Raw genomic sequence first — 23,838 nt, forward strand, 5'->3', positions numbered from 1 at the left:
TCAGTTGCCCGTACGGATCAGCTCGGCGGCCTTCTCGCCGACCATCACGGTCGGCGCGTGGGTGTTGCCGTGCGGGATCGTCGGGAAGACCGATGCGTCGGCCACGCGGAGGCCCTGGATGCCGTGGACCTTGAGCTGCGGGTCCACCACTCCGTCGGCCTCGGTGCCGATCCGGGCGGTGCACGAGGGGTGATAGGTGTGGATCACGCCCTCGCGGATCTTCGCCTCGATCTGCGCGCGGGTACGTGCCTGGGGTCCGGGGTGCAGCTCCTTGGTGGTGACACCCTCGAGCGCGGGCGAGGCCGCGATCTGACGGGTCCGCTCCACACCGGCGACCAGAGAGTCCATGTCGGCCTGCTCGGCGAGATAGTTGAAGGTCGGCGCGACCTTCGACAGCGGGTTGCCGTCCCGCAGCCGAACTCGTCCACGACTCTGAGAACCCACCAGCGAGAGGGCCAGCACGTACGCCGGCTTGTCGTGCTCGGCGAAGCCGTTGTCCCAGAAGTACACCGGGCCGGCGATCATCTCGATGTCGGGGGCGGCCTCGCCGTCGCGGGTGTGGAAGAAGGCGCCGATCTCGGCCACGTTGGAGGTGAGCAGGCCGCGGCCCTGGGTGAAGAACTTGAACAGCTGCTTGGGCGACTCAGCCTCGGCCAAGGTGCCGGTGGCGGTGGTCTCGAAGTTGTTCAGATAGAGCGGGTGGTCCATCAGGTGTTCGCCCACGTTGGGGTTGTCGACGACGACGTCGATGCCGTGCTCGCGCAGGTGATCGGCCGGACCGATGCCCGAGAGCATCAACAGCTGAGGGGTGTTGAACGCACCGGCGGAGAGGATGACCTCGCGGGTGGCCTCGTAGATCTCCCGGCGTCCACCGCGCTCGACCTCGATCCCCACCACGCGGTCACCCGCGATCCGAAGCTTGCGCGTCTGGGCCTTCGTGAGGACGGTCAGGTTCTTGCGCTTGCGGGCGGGAACCAGGAAGGCGTCGGCCGTGGTCCAGCGGCGTCCCTTGTGCTGAGTCACCTGAGCGAAGCCGGCACCGACCTGTTCGGCGCCGTTGAAGTCGTCGTTGCGCGGGATGCCGGCCTGGACCATCGCTTCGATGATGGAATCGCCCAAGCTGTTCGGGGAGCGCTGATCGTTGATGTGTAGCGGTCCACCGGTCGCGTGGTATTCACTGCTTCCGCGGCTGTTGTTCTCCGAGCGGAGGAACAGCGGCAGCACCTCATCGTAGGACCAGCCGGTGGCGCCGCCCTTGGCCCAGTCGTCGTAGTCGTGCCGATTGCCGCGGATGTACATCATCGCGTTCATCGAGGTGCACCCACCGAGCATCTTGCCGCGCGGATGGTAGATCCGCCGGCCGCCGAGGTGGGGCTCGGGCTCTGTGGTGATGTCCCAGTCCAGCTCGGTTTTGAACTGCTTGGCGAACGCCGCCGGGATCTGGACGTTCATGGTCCGGTGGGAGCCGCCGGCTTCGACCAGCAGCACCGAATTGTTCGGGTCCTCGCTCAGACGGCCTGCGACGACCGCTCCCGCTGAACCGGAACCGACAACGATGTAGTCATAGGAACTCATGTGACGTGCACCTCCCTCTGGCAGCAATGAGACCAATGTCGCAATTTTTCCGCTGTGGCGCTTGTACAGAAATACAAGCCCGGTTGCGACGTTTGGACGAGGCTTCAGCCGCCTTCTGGCAGGAGTTCGAGACGCCTGAGCCGACACCCGGCGGTACGGCCACTCCTGGAGTCAGAGATTCCCTGATGGATCGAAGAACTCGACGTACCGCAGCGCCAGTTCGACGAGCGCGGTGCGCTCCACGAGCGGGTGGCCGAGGAGCTCCTCTGCTCGCGCGAGCCGGTACCGGACGGTGTTCTTGTGCACGAACAACTTCGCGGCCGTCGCCTCGATATTCATCTGGTTCGTGAAGAAGGCCAGGGTCGTCTGGCGCAGCTGGGCGAGGTTCTTGTCGACTCCGCGCAGGGCCCCGATCTCGCGTCGAACCATCCGTTCCATCAGGACGCCGCTCGTGGCGGCCAGACACAGCAATTCGACCGCGCGATAGTCGACGATCGTCGGCGACGTCGCGACCGTCATACACAGGTTTTGCGCCGCGCGAGCCTCAGCGTGACTCGAACGAAATCCCTCGACGCCGGGCGCGGGCACACCCAGCGAAAGGTGCACCTTCAATTCGGCCAGTCGGGGCTCGAGATGGCGGATGGCCGTGAGGTCCGGCTGTGCGGGGGTGGCGACCCAGACCCACATATCGCGGCTGCCCGCAACGCGGAACAACGGCCTGGCGGCGCCGAGTGACTTCGCGAGATCGTTTGCCGTCTGCAACACGGCGGCGGCGGAGTCCGCTCCGGCTTCGGATGCCCACAGCACACAACCGAGCTGCCACTGGAGCAGTGGATGTCCGAGGACATCCGTCGCCTCGTCGACGCTGATCGGGTCGCCGGCCAGCAGCGTTTCCACCACCTCGGCTCGCCGAGCCAAGGCACCCTCGTGGCGTTCCTGACGCTCCTCGTAGAACGTTTCGATCAGCACTTCGATCGCGTCGTTGAGCCAGCGGTCGACTCGGTTCCACAGGTGCTTCAGTACCTCTTCACGTGGTGGTGCCTGGTCGTCGAGCGATTCCACGACCGCGGTGCAGTACTCGAACACCCCGTTGTGCGCGGAGCGATAGACCTTCAGGAGGACGCCGAGCTCGTGGCCGCGGCGAGCGAGAGTCCTTGCCAGGTCGTGCGCCTGCGGCGGCAGCAGGATCTGGTGCTCGCGTTGCTGGAGGACCGACAGGAACGCCAGCCATTGGTATCGCGTGCTGCGGTGCAGGTCCTCGGTCAGGACAGGGTCGGTGTCGAAGATCGGCATCTGCGACCTGATGGAGTTGTCGACAGTGTCCACGAACGCCTGTACGCAGCCGGCCTCCGACTGCTCCTGCGCGAATTCCCGCAGCCAGGTCGCGAGAAGTTCCGGCCCCTGCATGTGGTTCCTCGGCTTTCGTCGGTTTGCCGCAGAATTGCCCCGCCAAGATACGGGACGCGATGCGAGCGGCCACGCGTGACCGGATGGCAGCGGCCGCTTCCTCGCCATACGAGGTGCGGGCTCACTGGGTGGCCTCTTCGAGTGTGTATGCGGTGAGCGCGGCGTGCAGTGCGGTGATTCCGTTGACGGTGAAGGGGTTGTGTGGCGATATCTCCGCAACGCGGTTGAGCCGGTTGTTGACGGTGTTGGGGTGAACGGCGAGCGTGCGCGCGGTGCGCTGGCGGTCCAGATCGCAGTCGAAGTAGGTCTGCAGCGTGTGCAGCAGTTCGGGCTGACTGCGTATCGGTGCGAGTGATTCGCGCAGCTGCTCGGCTGCCGGGCCGGGGCGGCTGAGTTGGTAGGCCACCGCGACATCGGCAAGTCGATAGAGCCCGGGGGATCGGTGCAAGGCGAGGGAGAGTCGCAGCACGTCGTCTGCCTCGTCCACCGCCTCCTGGAGCAAGCCGACCCGCGCTCGCTCGACGATCGCCGCGATCACGGGCGCACCCGCCGCCGACTGCATGGCGGCGACCAGCCTGGTGGTGTGATCCGGGCTTGCCACAGTTGTGCTGCCGGTGCACGGGATGAGGACATGACCGCCCGTCCGGTCGAGATGCGGGAGTACCGCAGGCCCGCCGCCGGGCATCAGCAGCCGCAGCATCCGGTGAAGTTTGCGCCGTCCCGCGACGACCCGGCTGCTGTTCTCGGAGGCGAGTTCGTCGGGGGTGAATCCGAACCTGAGCGCCAGCACGTGGTAGCGCTCGGCGAGCAGTACGCCGAGCCGCTCCGCGTCGGCTCGCGCGTCTTGGTCGAGCAGCAGCAGGCGAGCGACAAGCTGGGTTGCGCCCGTCTGTTCGCTCGAGAGAATGGCCTGCTCGTGCTGGTAGGCGTTCACCAGTTCGGCCGTGAAGATCTCCTGCAGGCGCAGGCTCATGGATCCGATACAGCCGAGTGCTTCCGGTGACGCATCGATGGTCGAGGCGAGGCGGCGGCACTCGGCGAAGAACTCTTGGAAACCCTTCTGCCACAGGTGCAGCAGCAACGGGAGAGGCACACCCTCGCGGGCACGTTGCGCAGCTCGTGAGCGCAGCATTCGGAGGTCGCCGTCGCCTGGTGGCCGCCCCTGGCGCAGGCTGCGAAGAACAAGCGGAAAGTAACGCTGTCCCATGGACGGGAGCTCGGAGTCGCGAACTTCCCTCGGCAGGTTCTGCGTGGTCACGTTCGTGTGAGCGGTTCGATGGGCGAGAACGGCGATGCGGCTGCTGATTCCATCCAAGATGTCGGAAACACCCGCGGGTGGTTCTCGATCGTCATCCATCAGCGAGCCGTAGTGAATCATCGCCGAATTGTGCTGTAGCACATTCACCTCATCAATCTTTGGGGTCATACACAGCCGATCGTCTTGTGATCGGCAGCACACTTCTCTCATGGAGTCGACCACTACGAAAAGCCCCTTCATGCAGATCCCCAACGTCGGTGCGCAAGGTTATCCTCGCCTGCACTTCGGCGCGCGTGAACTGCGCAGACAGTCGGAATTCGCGTCACGACCCGAGAGCTACGAGCTGCTCTCGCTGCGGCCCGCGACGCCGTTGATCGGGGCCTACATCGAGGGTGTCGACCTGCGGCACGTCGACGATGCCCTGCATGCAGAGCTCCATCGCGCACTGCTGGAGTGGAAGGTTCTGTTCTTCCGCGATCAGCAGCTGGATGGGCCAGAGCACATCGCGTTGGCGAAGCAGTGGGGGGACGTCGAAGTCAACGACTTCTTCCCCAACGGGGACGTACAGGAGATCTCGCGGCTGGCGAAGGGTGCCATGGCGGTGGGTCAGGAGAACACCTGGCACAGCGACACCTCGTTCCGTCGCGACCCCTCGATGGCGTCGATCCTGCGTGCGATCGAAGTGCCGGACACCGGTGGCGAGACGATGTGGGCGGACATGTACGCGGCCTACGACAACCTTCCCGACTCGGTGAAGACGCAGATCGACGACCTGACGGCGATGCACACCTTCACCAAATCCTGGGGGCTGGTGATGGAACCCGAACAGGTCGAGGCCATGGAGAAACTGCACCCGCCGACAGCGCACCCGGTCGTCCGTATCCACCCGGAAACGGGCCGCGAGCTGCTCTACGTCAACGAGCCGTTCACCAGCGAGATCGTCGAGTTGCCCGGCGACGAGGGGGACCGGCTGCTGGATTACCTGATGTTCCAGGCGCGGGTGCCCGAGTACCAGGTCAGGTTCCGCTGGGAGCCGGGATCGGTGGCGATCTGGGACAACCGCTCGACCCAGCACTATGCGATCAACGACTACTACCCGCAGCGTCGCGTCATGGAGCGGGTCACCGTCGTCGGCGACCAGCCGTTCTGACGGCGACCGCGCCACCGAAGAGCGGGCGCGGTCAGTCCATGCCATCGGAACCCATCGAACAATCCGGAGAATTCACCATGCTCGAATACCGCACCCTGTTCGTCGGCGGCGTCCAGGCCGCGCCGTTGTCGGCGAACTCGATCACCGTCCGCTCGGCGTCGACGGGGCAGGTCATCGGATCTGTCCCCGCGGCTTCCGAGGCCGATGTCGACGCCGCGGTCGCCGCCGCCGGCCGGGCCCTGTCCGACCGCGGCGGATGGGGCGGATGGTCACCCGCGCAGCGTGCCGATGTGCTCGACCGGCTCGCGAGCGAACTCGAGGCGCGCGGCGAGGAGATCGCCGCGCGGGTAGCGCAGCAGAACGGGATGCCGATCTCGACCGCCCTCGCCATCGAGGCCGCGATCCCGGTGGCCGTGTTCAGGTATTACGCCGCCCTCGTGCGAAACACGGAGTTCGAGGAACTCCGCCCGGGGGTGCTCGGTGGCGAGGCGCACGTGCGCCGGGTACCCGTCGGCGTGGTCGGCGCGATCATTCCGTGGAACTACCCGAACCTGCTGACCGCTTTCAAAGTCGCCCCGGCACTCGCTGCCGGCTGCGCCGTCGTCCTGAAGCCGAGCCCTGAGACGACACTCGACACCTACCTGTTCGCGGAGGCAGTCCAGCAGGCCGGGGTGCCCGCCGGGGTGATCAACATCGTCACGGGCGGCGCCGATATCGGCCGCTACCTGGTGTCGCACCCGGGCGTGGACAAGGTGACCTTCACCGGTTCGACAGCGGTGGGCCGGGAAATCGGCGCCCGCTGCGGTGAGCTGCTGCGCCCGGTGACACTGGAGCTGGGCGGCAAGTCGGCCGCGATCATTCTCGAGGATGCCGATCTCGCACTCCACGCCGAGGGCCTGTTCCAGGCCACTCTGCTGAACAACGGCCAGACCTGCGTCGCAAACACCCGAATCCTGGCTCCGAGGAGCCGATACGACGAGGTCGTCGACTTTTTTGCCGAGATGGTCAAAGGTGCGCGGGTGGGTGATCCGCTGCTGCCGGAGACGCAGATCGGGCCGTTGGTGTCGGACAAGCACAGGCAGCGGGTGGAGCACTACATCGCCCGTGGTGTCGCCGACGGCGCACGGCTGGTCGCCGGCGGCGGGCGGCCCATGGACCGGGAGCACGGGTGGTTCGTCGAGCCGACGCTGTTCGCCGATGTCGATCCGGGCAGCGTGATCGCGCAGGAGGAGATCTTCGGACCGGTCCTGTCGGTGATGCCGTACGAGTCCGTCGCGGATGCGGTGCGGATAGCGAATGACACCAGTTACGGCCTGGCAGGCACGATCTGGACCGCGGACCTCGCCGCCGCACACGAAATCGCCCACGCCGTGGACTCGGGGACCTTCGGGATCAACTACTACATGCTCGATCCCGTCGCTCCGTTCGGCGGAATCAAGGCAAGTGGCCTCGGCCGCGAGCTGGGTCCGGAAGGGCTCGCGGCGTGTCTGCAGCCGCGAACCACCTACCTGCCGCCTGCCTGAGGCAATTCACCTACTTCTCGCACTGATCTCGATATCTATACCCGGGCGAAGTCGTTCCCCGGATCGACAAACCCCGCATGTTCGCCCGTGGAGGAACAGCTACATGACACTCAAAGAGATCGCGGCCGCACCCGTACCTGCCGAGCCGGAACAGCACCCCGAGTACTCGACCCGGAGGGCCTGGCTGATCACCGCCGCGCTCACCCTGTTCGTCATCGTGAACTGGGGTGACAAGGCGGTGCTCGGCCTCACCGCCGGAGCGCTCATGGAAGACCTGGGACTCACGCCGTCCCAGTACGGTTTCGCGGCCAGCTCGTTCTTCTTTCTGTTCGCGATCGGGACGGTGGCGGGCGGTGTCCTCGTCGACCGCATCAAAACCCGGTGGGTGCTGCTCGCGATGGCTCTCGTCTGGTCGATCGTGCAGTTTCCGATGCTCGGGGGCGCGTCGTTCACGGTGCTCGTGGTTTCGCGGGTCGTCCTCGGCTTGGCCGAGGGACCTTCCACGCCCGTCGCGCTGCACGCGGTGATGAAGTGGTTCCCCGATGAGAAGCGCGACATTCCCAGTTCCCTTGTGCTGGCGGCCTCGGGGGTCGGGCTGGTCGTGGCGGCTCCGCTGCTGTCGCTGGTGCAGGAGGCCTGGGGCTGGCGGTGGTGCTTCGGCGTCATGGGCATCGCCGGTCTGGTGTGGGCTGTGCTGTGGCTCTGCATCGGTCGGGAGGGGCCCTTCGACAAGAAGCCCGAGCACTCGAAACCTCCGGTGCCGATGGTGGACGCGCCTGATGTCGGCGTCGTCGGTACCGAACCCGAGGTCTCGTACTGGCGCGTGTTCGCCACACCGACCTGGCTGTGCTTCGCGTTCGCGGGATTCGCCTGCTATTTCGTCACCGCTCTGCTGACAACCTGGCTACCGACCTACCTGGAGTCCATCCAGGGAATGAGCACCATCACGACCGGAAACCTGATCGCTGCGGTGGCCGGTGCCGGAGCGCTGGCGATCTTCGGACAGGGCGTGATCTCCGGATACCTGATCGGGCGGGGTGTCTCGACCCGACGGGCCCGCGCGGGGGTGGCCGGATCGGCGGTGCTCGTTGCGGGCGCCTGTCTCGTTGCCTTCGTGTTCACCAGTGGCCCGCTGCAGCTGGCGCTCATGCTTCCCGGATTCGCGCTGTTCGCGGCGAGCTACGCCGCATCGAGCGCCGCCGTCGCACAAATTGCGCCGATTGCGCAGCGCGGCAAGGTATTCGGGGCCCTCTTCGGATTCTTCGGAGCAGCGGGTGTTATCGCGCCGTTTCTCACCGGACGGCTGGTGCAGGCGGCAGACGGCGCGGCGGCGGGTTACCACACCGTGTTCCTGATCGGCGCCGGTCTGCTCACGGTCGCCGGCCTGTGCGTACTCCTGTTCGCGGACCCGGAGCGAGATGCCCGGCGCCTGGCGCTGGTCGCTTCCGATTCCTGAACCAACCTGAGAAAGAGAACCCCTATGAACGTCATCAGCGGATTCGCGGCGACCCACGGCGACAGCTACCAGCTCAACACCACAACGCTCCTGCGTCATTCGGCACGGACATACCCCGAGCAGGAGATCGTCTTCCGCGATGCCGAGGGGACGTGGAACCGGTACACCTACGCGGACGCTTACACCCGTGTACAGCGCGGCGCACATCTGTTGCGGGCGTTGGGTGTCGATGCCGGCGATGTAGTCGGCATCCTGGACTGGAACAGCAGACGGCACTTCGAGTTGTACTGGGCGATCCCCGGCCTCGGGGCCGTGATGCTCCAGATGAACCTGCGGCTGGCCACCGAAGACCTGGGATACGTCGCCGCGCACAGCGGCGCCTCGGTCGTTCTCGTCGACGAATCGCTGCTGTCGGTGGCCGAGGCGATCGCGCCGCACGCACCCGGCGTGCGGATGTGGGTGGTGATGTCGGATCGACCGTCGGCCGAGATCAGCACGTCGCTGCCCAACGTGTGCCACTACGAGGACCTGCTGGCGGCCGCCTCGCCGACATACGACTGGCCGGTGATCGACGAGCGCTCGGCCTACAGCGCCTGTTACACCACGGGCACCACGGGTCGTCCGAAAGGCGTGTACTACTCCCACCGGGGGATCTATCTGCACACCATGGCGCAGGCTTCCGCGCTGGGGATGTGCGCGCAGGACTCGGTCATGATGATCACGCCGATGTTCCACGCACAGAGCTGGGGACTCCCGCAGTCCGCGGTCTACAGTGCGGCGAGGATCGTTTTGCCCGGTGCGTACGCGGCGGGTGAGGTCGGGATGTTGGTGGACGCGATGATCGCCGAGGATGTGACGGTCGCGAACGGCGCGCCTGCGATCTTCGGTCCGATGCTCGGCTACCTCGAAAAGCTCGATCCGAAACCGGATTTCAGTCGTGCCCGGCTGCTGTCGGGTTCCACCGAGCCGGCGATGTCGTTGATGCGTGGTTTCTACGAGCTCACCGGCGCGGACATCATCCACGGCTACGGAGCCACCGAGACCACGCCGACCGCCGTGCTCAACAGGGGAATCAAGTTCTCGCTCCGGGGCAAGCTCTCCGATGACGAGTATTGGAATCTCAAGCGGTGTCAGGGGCTTCCGATGAATGGAGTCGACATCCGCATCGTCGATGCCGACGGCAACGAGGTGCCACACGATGGAACCAGTCAAGGCGAAATCCTGCTGCGTGGTCCGTGGATCACCGAGAGCTATCACGGCCGCGACGACACCTCCGACGGGTTCATCGACGGCTATTGGCGCAGCGGGGACGTCGGGACGATCTCACCGAATGGTTATCTCAAGCTGACCGACCGCCTCAAGGATGTCATCAAGAGCGGCGGCGAGTGGATCTCCTCGATCGACATGGAGAATGCGATCGTCGGTCACCCGCGCGTCGCCGAAGCCGCCGTCGTCGGTGTCGCGCATCCGAAATGGCAGGAGCGACCGGTCGCACTCGTGGTCACCGTCGACGGCGAGCCGCTGCTGATCGAGGAGATCCATGCCTTGCTGGCGGATTCGTTCGCCAAATGGCAGCTCCCAGACACGGTCTTCTACGTAGATGCCTTGCCCCGCACCAGCGTCGGGAAGCTCGACAAGAAGCAGCTGCGACTCGACTACGCGCGAACCTACTCGGCGGCGTTGTGACCCAGAAAGTCGCGACGCAGGACGAGGAGAACCGGCTTTCCGAAAGGACCGGCCGGTCGCTCCTGAACTGGGCATTGCTGCGGTCCGGAGAGGACCCCGATCCACGTTTCACACTCGCGAACGAACGCACCTATCTGGCCTGGATCCGGACGGCGACGGCTCTGGTCGCCGCCGGGCTCGGACTGGAGGCATTCAGCGGCAATCTGCTCGCCCCGGTGGTTCGCTCGTCGCTGGCCGCTCTCCTGCTGGTGGTAGGAGGCGTCATCGCCGTTGCTTCGTTCGCGCATTGGATCGGCGCCGAACGTGCATTGCGGACCGGCCGCCGCCTGCCGACCCCGGTGATGGCGCCAGTTGTCGGAGGGGTCCTCTTCGTCTGTGCGGCAGTGCTGACCATCGCAGTGGTGAATTCCTGAGTGGCCGTTTCCCATTCGACCGACCCTGGATTACAGCCCGAACGCACCTCGCTGTCATTCGTCCGAACCGAATTGTCGATCCTCGCGGTTGTCGCGGCCTCTCTGCGCTGGCTTCCATCCGCCGATCCTGCGGCCCTGCTCGGTCCCGCCGTTGCCGGAACGCTCGTCGCCGGCGTCGCGCTCCACGAGTGCCGCTCACGACCACTGCGCATGACGCGATTCGCGGACGGTTCAGTCTCGCCTTCCACCGGCTGTGGGGCTCTACTCGCCGTGAGCGTCGTACTGCTCAGCCTGAGCGGGCTGTGGATTCTGCGGGGCTGAACCAGATTTCGCATGTCGGATCGAATCGCGCCGGCACGATCTCCTGCCGCACCCGGTCGCGCTCCGGATTTCCGATATCGCCACAGTTACGTTGCCGCATCATTGCGACGACGGCGTTCGTCCAGGATGGTTTGTGGGGGAGCGGGCCCGTAGGGTCGGTCTCGCCGAGATAGCCCGGAGCAGAGGAGGCTGGTAGGTATGCCCAAGTACTTGTGGCGAGTCAGCTATCTCCAAGAGGGGGCGCAGGGCCTCTTGGCGCAGGGCGGCAGTGCGCGCCGCGCGGCTATCACGGAAATGGTGGAGAGCGTGGGTGGTCGGGTAGAAGCCTGCTATTTCGCATTCGGCGAGGACGACTTATTCGTCATCGGTGACGTCCCGGACGATGTCTCGGCCGCAGCGCTCGCGATTCGCACGGCGGCTGCCGGTGCGGCTGTGTCGCACACAGTGGGTCTTTTGAGTCCCGAGCAGATCGACGAGGCGATAGCCAGAGACGTTACCTATCGGCCGCCTACTTAGCTTCTGCCACGTGACGACCACGTTCCGCTCAGCAGTATGTCCGGGCCGGCGTGGCATGGCCGTCGATAAGCATTGCTTACCGATGGTTGATGTGATCGCCTTGTCGGTGCCGACCGACTACTGGTCGGATTCTGCCCGTGATGGCCTGCGGCTAAATACGGCGAAGTCGTTGCTGCGCACCGGAACCCCGTGGAGCGGTTGCCTCGAAGCAGGGGCGCTGATTACCGCACCGCACTCGATGACCTGGGCATCGGCGAAGTACGCCGGTCGATCCCTGGGTCCGTCACCGGTCAGCGCCCGTTGCTGCGCTCGTCTGGGAAACACCTCTGCGCCGCAAGTGATCGTGTGTTCGGTCCGGTTCCTTCTTGGTCGTGGGTGGTGTCGACGTGCGCGGATATGACCCAGTGGGGCTGGTCGGGGTCGGTGGGTGGATCGGACCGGCCAACCCGCCGAGCCGCATTCCGCTACCGCCGCGGCGCAGCGCGATGACCTCCGCGAGGATGGAGATGGCGGTCTCCTCCGGAGTTGCGGCGCCCAGATCGAGACCGATCGGGGAGGACAGGCGGCTCAGCTCGGATTCGGTGACGCCAGCGGCGCGGAGGCGTTCCATGCGGTCGGTGTGCGTCCGTCGGCTGCCCATGGCACCCACGTAGCGCGCTTCGGACCGCAGGGCGATCTCGATTGCCGGAACGTCGAAGCGCGGATCGTGGGTGAGAACGCAGATGACGGTGGACGGCGTCATCACAGCCTGCCTCAGGAAGTCCTGAGGCCACATGACGACCACGTCGTCGGCTTCCGGGAAACGTTCGGGTGTCGCGAAAGCCGGTCGGGCGTCGCACAGTGTCACCGAGTACCCCAGGAGCTTCGCTGTTCGGACGAGCGCGTGGGCGAAGTCGACCGCGCCGAACACCAGCATGCTCGGCGGCTGGGCGATCGACGAGATCAGCACCGACAGTGCGGCTTCGGCGCAGTTCCCGGTCTCACCCAGCTGTACGGTCGTCACCGTGCCGGCCTCGAGGTGACGGGTGGCCCGGGCGAGGACTGCTGCATCCAGGAGCGGATCGCCGCAGGTGCCGGCCGACGAGGCGCCGGTCACGACGATCGACCTGCCCAGGTGGGCGCACTCGGAGACGACGGTTGCCGTGGCGACCGGCTGCCCCGCCGCGACGCTGTCAGCGACCAGCGCGAGGCCGGGGAGATCCTGCGGCCCCGCGCGCTGGACGAGGACTTCCATCGAGCCGCCGCACATCAGTGCGACGGATCCGGCGTCGTCGTCGATCGTGTATCGGCGGAGGGTCGCTTTCCCGGTGTCCAGCACCTCGGTGGCGATATGGAAGACATCGCTCTCGATGCAGCCGCCTGAGATGCTGCCGACAACGGTCCCGCCGCGCGCGACGGCCATGACGGTGCCGACGGGCCGTGGAATCGAGCCCGCCGATCGGACGATAGTGACCAGGGCGCAGTCGATTCCGGCCGCCTGCCATTGGGCCACGGTGTTCAGCGCCTCGTGCATCCGGACTACCCTCTGCCTTGTCTTGCCGGTCCGTGTACCGGCCGCACTGCCGCGGTCGGCACGCGGCTCTCGCTGCCGGTGGCCGCCGTCGGCGTGCACGTCGTCGGCGCGGCCGAGCTGTCCCGGCGAGATGATCGCCGGAGTTCCGCGCCGGTGGGGTGGTAGAAAAGATCGTACAGTACCTTTGCGCAAAGGCAAGTGCGGCGACGAGAGATGGGTTGTGGCAGAGGCAGTGACGGAAAACTTGGACGGTGTCGGTGAGATCATCCGGCAATGGGCCCAGTCGCGGCCCGAACTCGATGTCTCCGCGTTGGAGATCTTCGGGCGAATGCACCGCAGTTTCCTGCTCTATCGCGCACGGATCAACGGTGTGTTCGAGCAGTTCGGCACCAATGAGGCGGGATTCGACGTGCTCGCGTGTCTGCGCCGCGCGGAACCGGAGTTCCGGCGCACGGCGGGTGAGCTGGCGAAGCAGACGCTCATCACGACGGGCGGCCTGACTTTGCGGGTCAACCGACTGGAGGAGGCAGGGCTGGTTCTCCGGGAGCGCGACGCCGAGGACGCCCGGGTCGTCTACGTGACCCTGTCCGATGCGGGGCGTGACCTGGTGGACCGTGTCGCCGATGAGCACTTCGCCGAACTCGCGCGGATGCTGGTGGGTCTGGATCCCGGGCAGAAAGCTCAGCTGGCGGGGCTCCTCACGGTGCTCGAGGGATCGCTACGGATGACCGCGCTGTCGCTGGGGGAGGGCGCCACGGCCGACCGCACCTCCTGAACATCTGGTTCTACGCGCTCCCGGATCTCACGATCTGGGAGCGTTCGTCTTTTTCGGGCGACTTCGCGAAATCTCTTCAGTGCATTCTGTGAGGCACCTCACACGCTCGATCAGGCATGTGACCTGCATCTCTCCATTCGGAGCGGCAGATTCCGGTGGGGTTAACCGGCTGTTAATCGTCGAATTCGTGCTCATCCGCCGTTGACCTCTTAGCGGTAAGGAAGTAGAAATCTCTTGCAGCCAAGATGTTCGGCAACCGCGGTGTGAACTCCAGCCCGGTCGCCACCATCGTCCCGACAGGAGACGTTCCATGACGACAATCCGCTTCGCCGCCGCAGCTCTGCTGGCCGGTTCTGCCTTGATTCTGAGCTCGTGCAGCGGCTCGGGCGAGCGCAATGCCGCGGCGACCGACGGCACACTCGAGCAGACCGAGGTCTCGGTGGGTGTACTTCCGCTGGCCGACTATGCGGCGGTGTACTGGGCGGACGAGAAGGGCTTCTTCGAGAGGGAAGGGCTCACCGTGACGCTCGAGCCGATCCAGGGCGGGCCCATCGGCATCCAGAAGGTCGCCTCGGGGGAACTCGATTTCAGCATCGCCAACTCGATCTCCGCGGCCATCGCGCAGTCCCGCAAGACACCGATCACGACCGTCGCGCATACGTCCTCGCTCGGCGATCGCAGCGGAATTCTGTATGTCGAGCCGGAGTCGCCGATCAAATCGCTCGCTGATATCGACGGGAAGACCGTCGGCGTGAACACCACCAACAACATCGGCGATGTCACCATCGCCAACCTCGCGGCCGGAGAAGGCGTCCAGATCGAGCCGCGGTATGTCGAGGTGCCGTTCCCCGAAATGCTGCCCGGGGTGCAGGCCGGGTCGATCGACGTCGGGTATGCCCCCGAGCCGTTCTCCTCAGCCGCGCGCGGCGCCGGTATGCGGGAGATCGCGGACCTCACGACAGGCGTCAACAACGCACTGCCGGCGTCGATCTTCGTCGCGGGTGACAATTTCGTGGACGCGAACCCGGACACCACCGAGGCGTTCGCCCGCGCGATCTACGCGGCCGGGGCCGATATCTCCGCTCACGAGGCCGATTTCCGCACTTGGCTGCCCGGTGTCGCGAAAGTCCCCGCGGAAGTGGCCCGGACGATGTCGCTGCCGATCTTCGCGTCGAGTATGGATCCGGCGAAGATGCAGGCCGTCGCCGATATGCTCGGCGCCCAGGGGCGGATCCCCGAAGGCTTCGACGTCACTTCGCGTCTCGTCACGCTCGAGGACTGAGATGAATCTCCTCAGTGAGCCACTCGGCCGGAATCAGCGGATCGCCTACGGAATCGTGGGCGTGCTCGGGACGGCCGCTGTGACCGAAGTGGTTATCCGAACCGGATTGATCTCCACCCCCGGTCTGCCCGTTCCGAGCCGGGTACTGGCGGAGACCGGCGCACTGTTCCGAGATCAAATCTTCTGGCAGGAAGTCGGTTTCACCCTTCGGGAATGGATGCTTGGCCTGCTGATCGCCACCGCGGCCGGGATGCTGCTCGGTGGCCTGATGGGCGCCTTCGCGAAGGTGTTCCTGGCCTTCGAACTCCCGGTCGAGGTCTTCCGGGTCCTGCCGTCGGTCGCGTTGGGCCCGGTCCTGGTGTTGCTGCTGGGTTCGGGAATGTTGCCGCTCTCGATCACGGTGGCGCTCGCGTGCATGTGGCCGATCCTGCTGAACACGCTGTACGGAGTCCGAGCCACCGACGCCACCGCCGTGCAGACGGCCCGCACCTTCGGTCTCTCGGGGATCGCGATCCTGCGGCGGATCAAGATTCCCAGCGCACTTCCGTTCGCGTTCACCGGGATCCGGATCGCGGCGTCGATCGGACTCATCGTCGCCGTCAGCGCGGAACTGCTGATCGGCAACGGTCAGGGCATCGGTGGCTACATCCTGCTCAACAGCGCGAACGCGACCAACCTCGACACCGTCTACGCCGCGACGCTGGTGGCGGGTGTTCTCGGCCTGGCGGTGAGCACGGCCTTCACCGCCCTGGACAACAAGGTGTTCGCATGGAAGAAGGGGCTGGCCCAGTGATGGTCGCATCGACCGACGAGAGCGGGGTCGCCGCGCCTGCGGTTCGACCGGATACGAAACCTCGCGCCGTCGGTTCGGCCGCGCGCACACGCGGCTCCCTGTCGCTGGTGTTGGGCAACACGGGCATCCGGCTGCTGGTTCCGGTGCTGATCCTCGCCGCGTGGTGGGCGCTGTCGCAGTCGGAGATCGGTTCGCTGATCGTCGCTGAGCCGTTCGCGGCATTCGAGCGGGTCTTCACCGATTTCTTCAGCCTCGACGCCGGCCGTCTGTTCCTCGGCGACGCGACCTTCGACCACTTCTTCCCCAGCGTCTACCGCGCGATGGTGGGACTGCTGCTTGCCGTCGTGGTCGGGGTCGTGCTGGGTGTCGCGCTCGGCATCGTTCCGGTGCTGACGGCGCTGTTCCAGCCGCTCATCCACCTCGGACGATCGCTGCCGAGCCCGGCGCTGCTCGGGGTGTTCTTCTTCCTGTTCGGAACAGGGGACAGCCCGAAGATCTTTCTCATCGCGTTCTCCGTGGTCTGGCCGATCCTGTTCAACACGATCGACGGTGTCCAGAGCGTCGGAACAGGCCGGATGCAGACCGCCGCGGTGTTCAAGATCTCGCGCTGGAATGTGCTGACGCACGTGATTCTGCCCGGAGCAGGGCCGAAGATCTTCGCCGGCGTGCGGACCGCGATGTCATTGTCGCTCATCATCATGATCATCTCCGAACTGCAGAAAGCCGAGAACGGTCTCGGGTATCTGCTGATCCAGACCCAGCGCAACTTCGACTACACCGGATTCTGGTCCGTTCTGATCGTGTTGGCCGCGCTCGGCGTCGCACTCAACTTCATCTTCGTGTTCGTCGAACGGCGGGCGTTGGCCTGGCACCGAGGAGTGACTCAGCAAAATGACTAGGACAGATGTGGCGACCACGTCCGCGGAGCTGGTCCTCACCGGCATCTCGAAGTCGTACGGAACCAACCTGGCAGTCCGCGATATCACTGCTGTCGCACCCGCGGGCAAGGTCAGCGTTATCGTCGGACCCTCCGGTTGCGGCAAGTCGACCCTCCTGCGGATTATCAGCGGACTCGATGTGCCGACGACCGGTGCGGCCACCTTCGACGGGCGACTGGTATCCGGCGTACCCGACGGCCTGGCCATGGTTTTCCAGGACTACGCGCGCTCGCTGTTCCCGTGGATGCGGGTGGACAAGAACATCGCGTTCCCGCTCGCGCACCTTCCGCGCGCCGCGCGCACCGCCCGGGTACAGGAAGCCATCGACGCGGTCGGCCTGTCGGGCAAGGAGAAGCTCTACCCGTGGCAGATGTCGGGCGGTATGCAACAGCGTGTTGCCATCGCCCGGGCGCTGGCCAGCCACCCGAAGCTGCTGCTCATGGACGAGCCGTACGCGTCGGTCGACGCCCAGACCCGCGCCGAACTCGAGGATCTGCTCCTGACGATCCAGGCGCGGCTCGGGATCACCGTCCTGGTCGTCACCCACGATATCGACGAGAGCGTCTACCTGGCCGATCACATCATCGTGTTGTCCAGGCCGCCGAGCATCGTGGCCGAGACGATCGAGGTCGACCTGCCGCGCCCGCGCGATCACATCACCACCAAAACGGACCCGAGATTCGTCGAGATCAGATCACACGTGACGAAACTGTTGCGCGGTGACGGCGTGGCGGCCGACGACCCGAGTCACCCGGTTGTGAGCAAGGCGCACTGATGCGGGCCACGGTCGACGGATCCGGAATCGTCGCGCAGAGTCAATCGGCTCTCGCGCCGTTCCGGTTGTACCGCCCCGAGTCGATCGCCGAGGTGAAGGCGGTGCTCGCGGCAGACCCGGAGGCGGTGCTCGCGGCCGGCTGCAGCGACCTGGTAGCCAGGATCCGTGAGGGCTGTGCGCCCGGTGCCCTGGTATCGCTGCGGAAAGTGGCGGGTTTGACGGCGATTACGCACGACGGCGGTGTGCTGCGCCTGGGGTCGATGGTCACCCATCACAAGGGCGCGACCAGTGCGACGGTCGCCGCGGCGATCCCCGGACTCGCGGCGGCGTGGTCGCGGATCGCCACTGTCCGGATCCGGTACACCGGTACGGTCGGTGGGAACCTCATGGCGCGGCGATACCGCTACGAGATGCCTTTGATACTGGGTGCACTCGATGCCCAGTTGTCGATCTCGGACCGCCGCACCCTCGTCCCCGGGGACCTATGGACCGACGACACCACCGCGCTGCTCACCGGTATCGGGGTGTCCACCGTGGATCTGGTGTGGTTCGGATACGAGCGTTCGATGCGCCCCACCACGACGGTCGCCATGGCGATCCGCCGTGGTGCCGATGCCGCCCTGTCCGTCCATGCCACTGCGGGGTCGGAGTACCGCAAGGGCGTCTCGCTGCGCGCCGACACCGCCGCTACCTCGGTCGCCGATATCGACGCGGTGTCGACCGCCGCAGTGCTCGCCGCCCAACTCCCGGACGGTGTCGCCGATTACACCGGGTCCGCCGAGTACCGCAGGCACCTTGTCGCGGTACTGACCCGCAGGTTGCTCCGCGAGGCGGCCACCGCCACCCATCATCGTGAGGACGAACCGCATGTGTGATCCCGACTCCGAGACGAACGCGGCCGGCGCGGACGTGCCGCCGGGTGCGCTCGACATCTCGATAGAGTTCAGTCTGAACGGCGAAAAGCAGAACTGCACAATAGATTCCAGCGCGGTCCTGCTCGACATTCTCCGCGAGGACTTCGGCTGCCGGGGCGTGCGGCGTTCGTGTGAACGCGGCGTCTGTGGGGCCTGCACGGTACTCGTCGACGATATCCCGGTCGCCTCCTGTTCGACGTTCGCGTTCGCGGTCGAGGGAGCTTCCGTGGAGACCGTCGAAGGACTGGCGGCTCCAGACGGAACTCTCTCGCCGCAGCAGCAGGCCTTCGCGGAATGCGGTGGCTACCAGTGTGGTTTCTGCACCTCCGGCATGCTGATGCTGACGACCGGTCTGCTACGCCGGGAACCCCGGCCCGATCGCGGCACCATCCGCGAGTGGATCAGTTCCAACACCTGCCGGTGCACCGGTTACGAGATGATCATGGAATCCGTCGAACGCGCGGCGGCACTGACTGCCGCGCCGGACGGGGAGCACGAATGACCGCGGTAGCGGATCGGCCGAGTGGCCGCGGCCAACGGGTCGAGGCCCGTACCCACGTGGTGGACGACCGGGTGATCGGCGGGTACCGAATCCGGGAACTGCCGACGGCGCCGCCGCAACACCGGGTGGTCGGGCGGGACGGCCCACGTGCGGACGCGACGGCCAAGGTCACCGGAAGGGCCGTGTACGGCGCCGATATCGTGCGCCCGGGCATGCTGCACGCGAAAGTGCTGCGGAGCCCGCACGCGCACGCCCGCATCCTCTCCATCGACGCCTCGGCCGCGCGGGCGCTTGCCGGCGTCACCGCGGTCGTCACCCAGGACGAGATCGACGGGCTGCAGTGTTACGGGACGATGGTCAAGGACCAGCCGGTGGTCGCGACCGGCGTCGTTCGGTACGTCGGCGACGTGGTGGCCGCGGTCGCCGCCGCCGATGAGCGCACCGCGCTCGCGGCACTGGATCTGATCCGGGTCGAGTACGAGGTGCTGCCCGCGGTGTTCACCGTCGACGAGGCACTCGCGGATTCGGCGCCGGTCATCCATCCGGACGAGCCGTTCGGGGTGATCCCGAAGTACGGGCAAGGCGCGTCGGCGTCGCTGCGCAGTGCACCGAACGTGAGCTACGAGTTCCGGTACAGCACTGGCTCGCCCTTGGTCTGGGACAGTTGTGACCACGTTTTCGAGGACACCTTCCAGTTCTCGCGGATGAACCATATGCATCTCGAACCGTTCGTCACCGTCGCGGAGGCGAGCGCCGACGAGATCGAGGTGTGGACCTCGACGCAGGCGCCGTTCAACCTGCGCAAGGAGCTCTCGCGTGTTTTCGGGCTGCCGGAGAACCGGATCCGCGTCCATGTGCCGTTGCTCGGCGGCGGCTTCGGCGCGAAGAACGGGCCCAAGGCCGATCCGGTCGCGATCCGGCTCTCGCAGCTCAGCGGCGGGCGGCCGGTCCGGTTCTGTATGACCACCGAGGAAGTGTTCCTCACGGTATCGCAGCACGCGGCGACCCTCATCGTGAAATCGGGTGTGCGGGCCGACGGTACGTTCGTCGCGCGGCAGTCGACGGTGCTGCTCAACGGCGGTGCCTACGCCGAGCACAGCCCCGCGGTCGCGGAGAAGGCCGGCTACCGGATGCCCGGCGCCTACCGATGGCAGCATATCGATTCGGTGTGCAGGGTCGTCACCACCAACACCGTCCCGGCCGGCGCCTACCGTGGATTCGGTGGCACGCAGGCGACGTGGGCCAGTGAGCGGCAGGTCGACTTGATCGCCGACCGCCTCGGACTCGATCCATACGAATTGCGGGTGCGCAACCTCAAGGCACTCGGCGAGGAATTCGTTCCGGGCGAGTCCGGTATCGACTCCGATCTGGTGGCGGGGATGCGGGTGGTCGCCGACGCGATCGGCTACCACGAGCGCGCCCGTACCGGGAACCGGGGTATGGGCGTTTCGGTCGGGGTCAAGGACGGCGGCGGTATCAACAAGCCGGCCATGGCACGGGTCAAGGTCACCACCCGGGGCGACGTCCTGCTCAACTGCGCACTCACCGAGATGGGGCAGGGCGGGCACTCCGCGATGGCGCAACTCGTCGCCGAGGTGCTGCACTGCAATCCCGCCCGGGTGGCCTACGCACGTATCGACACCGACAACACCCCGTTCGACCAGGGCACCAATGCCTCCTCGGGAGTGGTGGTGATGGGGCAGGCGGTGCGGACGGCGGCCGAGAAGCTTCGAGATCAGGTACTCGACTGGGCCGGTGCGCAACTCGCCATCGATCCCGCCGGACTCGAGCTCGTGGACTGGCGTGTGCACACCGCCGACGGGGCGGTGCACGACCTGTTTCCGATGATCATGGAGGTCTTCGGGAACACCGGATTCGAGTTCTCCGCCGACGGTTTCTACAAGGCGCGTAACGATCACCGCGCTCCGCTCGAGGCGCCGTGTGTTTTCTGGGAGATCGGCTGGGCGGCCGCTGAAGTGGAGGTCGACCCCGAGACGGGCCGGATCACCGTGCTGCAACTGGCGGTCAGCGGTGACGCAGGCAAGGTGATCAACAAGATCGCGTGCCGCGGTCAGGACGAAGGGGCCTCGGTGTTCGGGCTGGGGCAGGCGTTGTTCGAGGAACTCCGGTACGACCCGGACGGTGAACTGCTCAACGCCGAGGCGCTGCTGTACCGGGTACCGCTCGCCGAGGATATCCCCGAACGGTTCGTCTCGATCACCCAGGAACAGGGCCACGGCGCGGGGCCGTTCGGCAGCAAGGGCATGGGGGAGGGCGGGATGCTGCCCGTAGCGAGCGCAATCGCCCAGGCAGTCGCCGACGCGGTGGGCGCGCAGATCACCGAACTGCCGCTGTCACCGCAACGGGTCTACGAGGCGATCGCCGCGCGCAGTGCGGAGGTGCCGCGGTGTCGTTGACGCACAGTGGCACACACCCCGCCGCCGCAGCGGTCTGCGGGCGGAATCCGGTGCGGGTGTGTGTGCTCGGTTACGGGAGTATCGGCGCGGTCGTGGCCGACCGGCTCCGCCGAGGGGATGTGCCCGGTGCAGAACTCGTCGGGATCGTCAATCGGTCACCGGTCGCGAATCTCCCGGCGCCCGCGCTCTTGCTTGCGCAGGCGCTCGAAGTCGCGGATGTGGTGGTCGAATGTGCGTCGCAGGAGGCGGTATGGGAGGTCGCCCAGCAAGTGGTCGACGCGGGGCGGGACCTGCTGGTGTCGTCGGTCGGGGCACTGTCGGACCCTGCGTTCGCGCAGCGGATCGCGGGTAGCGGGCCTGGGCGGGTCGTGTGCACACACGGCGCGGTCGGCGGCCTGGACCTGCTCGCCGCCGCACGCGACGCGGCGCCGTTCGAACGAGTGCTCGTCCGGTCGACGAAATCGCCGGGATCACTGCTACAGCCGTGGATGGATGCGGCGCAGCGGCACCGGATCAGCACCACGGCGACGCGGCTGCGCGTTTTCGCGGGCAGCCCGGCCGAAGCGGCGCGACTGTTTCCGAAATCGCTCAATGTCGCTGCCGCGGTGAGTTTCGCGGTGCGCGACTGGGAGACGGTAGCGGTCGAGTTGTACGCCGATCCGGACGCGGACCTGACCTGTCACGAGATAGAGGCCTCGGGCCCGATCGGCAGATACTCGATCAAGATCGAGAATCTGCCGAGTGCGGACAATCCGCGCACCAGCGCGGTGGTGCCGTACTCCATCCTGCGGACGCTGGCCCACCTGACCGGTCATCCGAATCTCATCGCCTGACCGACCCGCGCGACGCTACGGCGAGCACCCCAAAAGGCCCCGGCCGGTGCCCGTTTCGACGAAATGACGCATATATCTTGACGCCAAGTATCTTTTAGCTCAGACTCTTTTCAAGAAGGCATTCGGAGCTCATAGGGCCCCGGACAGTCTGCGACAGAGAACGGATGAAGACTCCGATGGACTTACAAGGCAGCACGAGCACTCGTTCGCAGCAGGCGGCAAGGGGGATCTCCACCTTCGGGCCGCAAGCCCGGACCGTGCCCGCCGACGCCGCGGGTCTCGATCGGACGCTGGTAGCCGCACCGGTTCCGGATACGACCGACGAGATCTTCGTCGCCGGCCGGTGGGTCCGCGGGTCGGGCGCGGTCATCGAGTCGGTCGATCCGGCGACAGGCCGCGTCTTCGCCCGTCTGCACGGCGCCGTCGAGAGCGACGTCGACCTGGCCGTCGACGGCGGGCGGCGGGCCGTCGCGAGTTCCGGCTGGGCCGAGCTGCTACCGCACGAGCGTGCGGCCGTCCTGTACCGAATCGGTACCGCGATCGAGGCCAATATCGACCGCATCGCCGCACTGCAAACCGCTGACACCGGAAAGACACTGGTCGAGACCGGTGCACTCGCGCGCAGTGCCGCCGGCACCTTCCGGTTCATGGCGGCGGCCCTCGAGACAATGGAGGACGCGATCACGCCCCGACGCGGCCCGTTCCTCACCTTCGCGACCTACGAGCCGATGGGCGTCGTCGGCGCCATCACCCCGTGGAACTCGCCGATCGCCTCGGACGCGCAGAAGATCGCCCCGGCCCTCGCGGCGGGCAACGCGGTGGTCGCCAAACCGCCGGTATGGGCGCCGTGGGTGACCCTGCTGCTGGCCCGGCTGGCGGAGGAGGCGGGCCTGCCCGCCGGCCTGTTGTCGGTCCTGCCCGGCCCGGGGCGCAGTGTCGGCGACGCGCTCATCCGGCACCCAGGAATCGGCAAGATCTCGTTCACCGGTGGCACCACGACCGGTCGCGCGCTGGCACATGTCGCCGCGGAGAAGCTGATGCCGATCACTCTCGAACTCGGCGGTAAATCACCCACCATCGTCTTCGCCGACGCCGACCTCGATCAGGCGCTCGCCGGGGTCATGTTCGGAATCTTCTCCTCGTCGGGCCAGAGTTGTATCGCGGGATCCCGGATCTTCGTGCAGCGCGCGGTGTACGACGAATTCGTCGACCGCCTGGTCGCGGCGACCACTGCACTGCGAGTGGGACCGGGCACCGATCCACGAACCCAGGTGGCGCCCATGGTCACCCGCGAGCATCGGGACGGGGTCGCGGCGATGGTCGACGATGCGGTACGCGCGGGCGCCACGGTGCTGTGCGGCGGCACGGTCCCCACGGATCCAGAACTCGCCGACGGCGCGTACTACCTGCCCACCGTGCTCACCGGCGTCCCGAACAGCGCGACGGTCTGCCAGGAGGAGATCTTCGGGCCCGTAGCCGTCGTGCTCCCGTTCGAGGACGAAGCCGACGTCCTCGCGCAGGCCGACGACACGGTGTTCGGCCTGGCCTGTGGGATCTGGACCGCGGACTACCGGCGCGCCTGGCGGACGGCCCGCGCCGTGCAGGCCGGAACAGTGTGGATCAACACCTATAAGCAGTTCAGTATCTCGACTCCGTTCAGCGGGCTGAAGGACAGCGGGATCGGCACCGAGAAGGGCCGCGACGGAATCCGGTCCTACATGAACCAGAAGAGCATCTACCTCGACGTGTCCGGGCAGCCGCTGCCCTGGGCAGGTCTGTGAGAAGGGAGCA

21 protein-coding genes are annotated in these 23,838 nt (G+C 66.5%); 17 read left to right on the forward strand and 4 right to left on the reverse strand.

What is annotated here, in order from left to right; translation table 11 throughout:
- The 3 genes from ACQHI0_RS07610 to ACQHI0_RS07620 form a co-directional block, all read right to left on the reverse strand.
- Positions 1 to 1,575, reverse strand: a complete 1,575-nt coding sequence (locus tag ACQHI0_RS07610; protein WP_427907215.1) for a GMC family oxidoreductase — start codon at positions 1,573 to 1,575, stop codon at positions 1 to 3.
- 171 nt (positions 1,576 to 1,746) lie between these two features.
- Complete coding sequence (locus ACQHI0_RS07615) at positions 1,747 to 2,982, reverse strand: PucR family transcriptional regulator (RefSeq protein ID WP_427907216.1); 1,236 nt, start codon at positions 2,980 to 2,982, stop codon at positions 1,747 to 1,749.
- Between the two features lie 121 nt (positions 2,983 to 3,103).
- On the reverse strand, positions 3,104 to 4,360 hold the full coding sequence (locus ACQHI0_RS07620) for a PucR family transcriptional regulator (RefSeq protein WP_427907217.1): 1,257 nt from the start codon (positions 4,358 to 4,360) through the stop codon (positions 3,104 to 3,106).
- Positions 4,361 to 4,448: 88 nt separating this feature from the next.
- Between ACQHI0_RS07620 and ACQHI0_RS07625 the strand changes: the two genes are divergently transcribed.
- The 7 genes from ACQHI0_RS07625 to ACQHI0_RS07655 all read left to right on the forward strand — a co-directional run bounded on the left by ACQHI0_RS07625 (position 4,449) and on the right by ACQHI0_RS07655 (position 11,305).
- Entirely contained in the window at positions 4,449 to 5,390 is a 942-nt protein-coding gene (locus tag ACQHI0_RS07625) for a TauD/TfdA dioxygenase family protein (protein WP_427907218.1), read from the forward strand.
- A 38-nt stretch (positions 5,391 to 5,428) separates the two neighbouring features.
- Positions 5,429 to 6,913 (forward strand): aldehyde dehydrogenase, encoded by a 1,485-nt coding sequence (locus ACQHI0_RS07630; RefSeq protein WP_427907219.1) that lies wholly within the window; start codon positions 5,429 to 5,431, stop codon positions 6,911 to 6,913.
- Between the two features lie 103 nt (positions 6,914 to 7,016).
- Positions 7,017 to 8,369 carry an MFS transporter gene (locus ACQHI0_RS07635; protein ID WP_427907220.1) on the forward strand — a complete coding sequence of 451 codons (1,353 nt, stop codon included), beginning with the start codon at positions 7,017 to 7,019 and terminating at the stop codon, positions 8,367 to 8,369.
- Positions 8,370 to 8,393: 24 nt separating this feature from the next.
- Complete coding sequence (locus ACQHI0_RS07640) at positions 8,394 to 10,055, forward strand: long-chain-fatty-acid--CoA ligase (RefSeq protein WP_427907221.1); 1,662 nt, start codon at positions 8,394 to 8,396, stop codon at positions 10,053 to 10,055.
- Positions 10,052 to 10,468, forward strand: a complete 417-nt coding sequence (locus tag ACQHI0_RS07645; RefSeq protein WP_427907222.1) for a YidH family protein — start codon at positions 10,052 to 10,054, stop codon at positions 10,466 to 10,468. The genes ACQHI0_RS07640 and ACQHI0_RS07645 overlap by 4 nt, the downstream gene beginning before the upstream one ends.
- Positions 10,469 to 10,789: a DUF202 domain-containing protein gene (locus tag ACQHI0_RS07650; protein WP_427907223.1), complete on the forward strand. Its 321-nt coding sequence runs from the start codon at positions 10,469 to 10,471 to the stop codon at positions 10,787 to 10,789. It begins immediately after the preceding gene.
- Positions 10,790 to 10,987: 198 nt separating this feature from the next.
- The gene (locus ACQHI0_RS07655; RefSeq protein ID WP_378627985.1) at positions 10,988 to 11,305 is read left to right on the forward strand and encodes a GYD domain-containing protein; all 318 of its coding nucleotides are present in this window, start codon (positions 10,988 to 10,990) and stop codon (positions 11,303 to 11,305) included.
- Between the two features lie 283 nt (positions 11,306 to 11,588).
- On the opposite strand, the gene ACQHI0_RS07660 is transcribed toward ACQHI0_RS07655, so the two are convergent.
- On the reverse strand, positions 11,589 to 12,818 hold the full coding sequence (locus ACQHI0_RS07660; protein WP_427907224.1) for an XdhC family protein: 1,230 nt from the start codon (positions 12,816 to 12,818) through the stop codon (positions 11,589 to 11,591).
- Positions 12,819 to 13,050: 232 nt separating this feature from the next.
- Between ACQHI0_RS07660 and ACQHI0_RS07665 the strand changes: the two genes are divergently transcribed.
- From ACQHI0_RS07665 to ACQHI0_RS07710, 10 genes are all read left to right on the forward strand, one after another.
- On the forward strand, positions 13,051 to 13,593 hold the full coding sequence (locus ACQHI0_RS07665; RefSeq protein WP_427907225.1) for a MarR family winged helix-turn-helix transcriptional regulator: 543 nt from the start codon (positions 13,051 to 13,053) through the stop codon (positions 13,591 to 13,593).
- Positions 13,594 to 13,903: 310 nt separating this feature from the next.
- Positions 13,904 to 14,875, forward strand: a complete 972-nt coding sequence (locus ACQHI0_RS07670; protein ID WP_427907226.1) for an ABC transporter substrate-binding protein — start codon at positions 13,904 to 13,906, stop codon at positions 14,873 to 14,875.
- Position 14,876: 1 nt separating this feature from the next.
- The gene (locus ACQHI0_RS07675) at positions 14,877 to 15,668 is read left to right on the forward strand and encodes an ABC transporter permease (protein WP_427907227.1); all 792 of its coding nucleotides are present in this window, start codon (positions 14,877 to 14,879) and stop codon (positions 15,666 to 15,668) included.
- Positions 15,644 to 16,567 (forward strand): ABC transporter permease, encoded by a 924-nt coding sequence (locus ACQHI0_RS07680; RefSeq protein ID WP_427907228.1) that lies wholly within the window; start codon positions 15,644 to 15,646, stop codon positions 16,565 to 16,567. The genes ACQHI0_RS07675 and ACQHI0_RS07680 overlap by 25 nt, the downstream gene beginning before the upstream one ends.
- Positions 16,560 to 17,381: an ABC transporter ATP-binding protein gene (locus tag ACQHI0_RS07685; protein ID WP_427907229.1), complete on the forward strand. Its 822-nt coding sequence runs from the start codon at positions 16,560 to 16,562 to the stop codon at positions 17,379 to 17,381. Before ACQHI0_RS07680 ends, ACQHI0_RS07685 begins: the two co-directional genes overlap by 8 nt.
- On the forward strand, positions 17,381 to 18,256 hold the full coding sequence (locus ACQHI0_RS07690; RefSeq protein ID WP_427907230.1) for an FAD binding domain-containing protein: 876 nt from the start codon (positions 17,381 to 17,383) through the stop codon (positions 18,254 to 18,256). Before ACQHI0_RS07685 ends, ACQHI0_RS07690 begins: the two co-directional genes overlap by 1 nt.
- Positions 18,249 to 18,797 (forward strand): (2Fe-2S)-binding protein, encoded by a 549-nt coding sequence (locus tag ACQHI0_RS07695; RefSeq protein ID WP_427907231.1) that lies wholly within the window; start codon positions 18,249 to 18,251, stop codon positions 18,795 to 18,797. The genes ACQHI0_RS07690 and ACQHI0_RS07695 overlap by 8 nt, the downstream gene beginning before the upstream one ends.
- Entirely contained in the window at positions 18,794 to 21,214 is a 2,421-nt protein-coding gene (locus ACQHI0_RS07700; protein WP_427907232.1) for a xanthine dehydrogenase family protein molybdopterin-binding subunit, read from the forward strand. Before ACQHI0_RS07695 ends, ACQHI0_RS07700 begins: the two co-directional genes overlap by 4 nt.
- Positions 21,205 to 22,047: an aspartate dehydrogenase domain-containing protein gene (locus tag ACQHI0_RS07705; RefSeq protein ID WP_427907233.1), complete on the forward strand. Its 843-nt coding sequence runs from the start codon at positions 21,205 to 21,207 to the stop codon at positions 22,045 to 22,047. Before ACQHI0_RS07700 ends, ACQHI0_RS07705 begins: the two co-directional genes overlap by 10 nt.
- A 164-nt stretch (positions 22,048 to 22,211) precedes the next feature.
- A complete protein-coding gene (locus ACQHI0_RS07710; protein ID WP_427907234.1) occupies positions 22,212 to 23,828 on the forward strand; it encodes an aldehyde dehydrogenase in 1,617 nt (538 codons plus the stop codon).
- Positions 23,829 to 23,838: the final 10 nt, after the last annotated feature.

The sequence above is a fragment of the Nocardia sp. FBN12 genome (genome assembly GCF_050320175.1).
Classification (GTDB): Bacteria; Actinomycetota; Actinomycetes; order Mycobacteriales; family Mycobacteriaceae; genus Nocardia.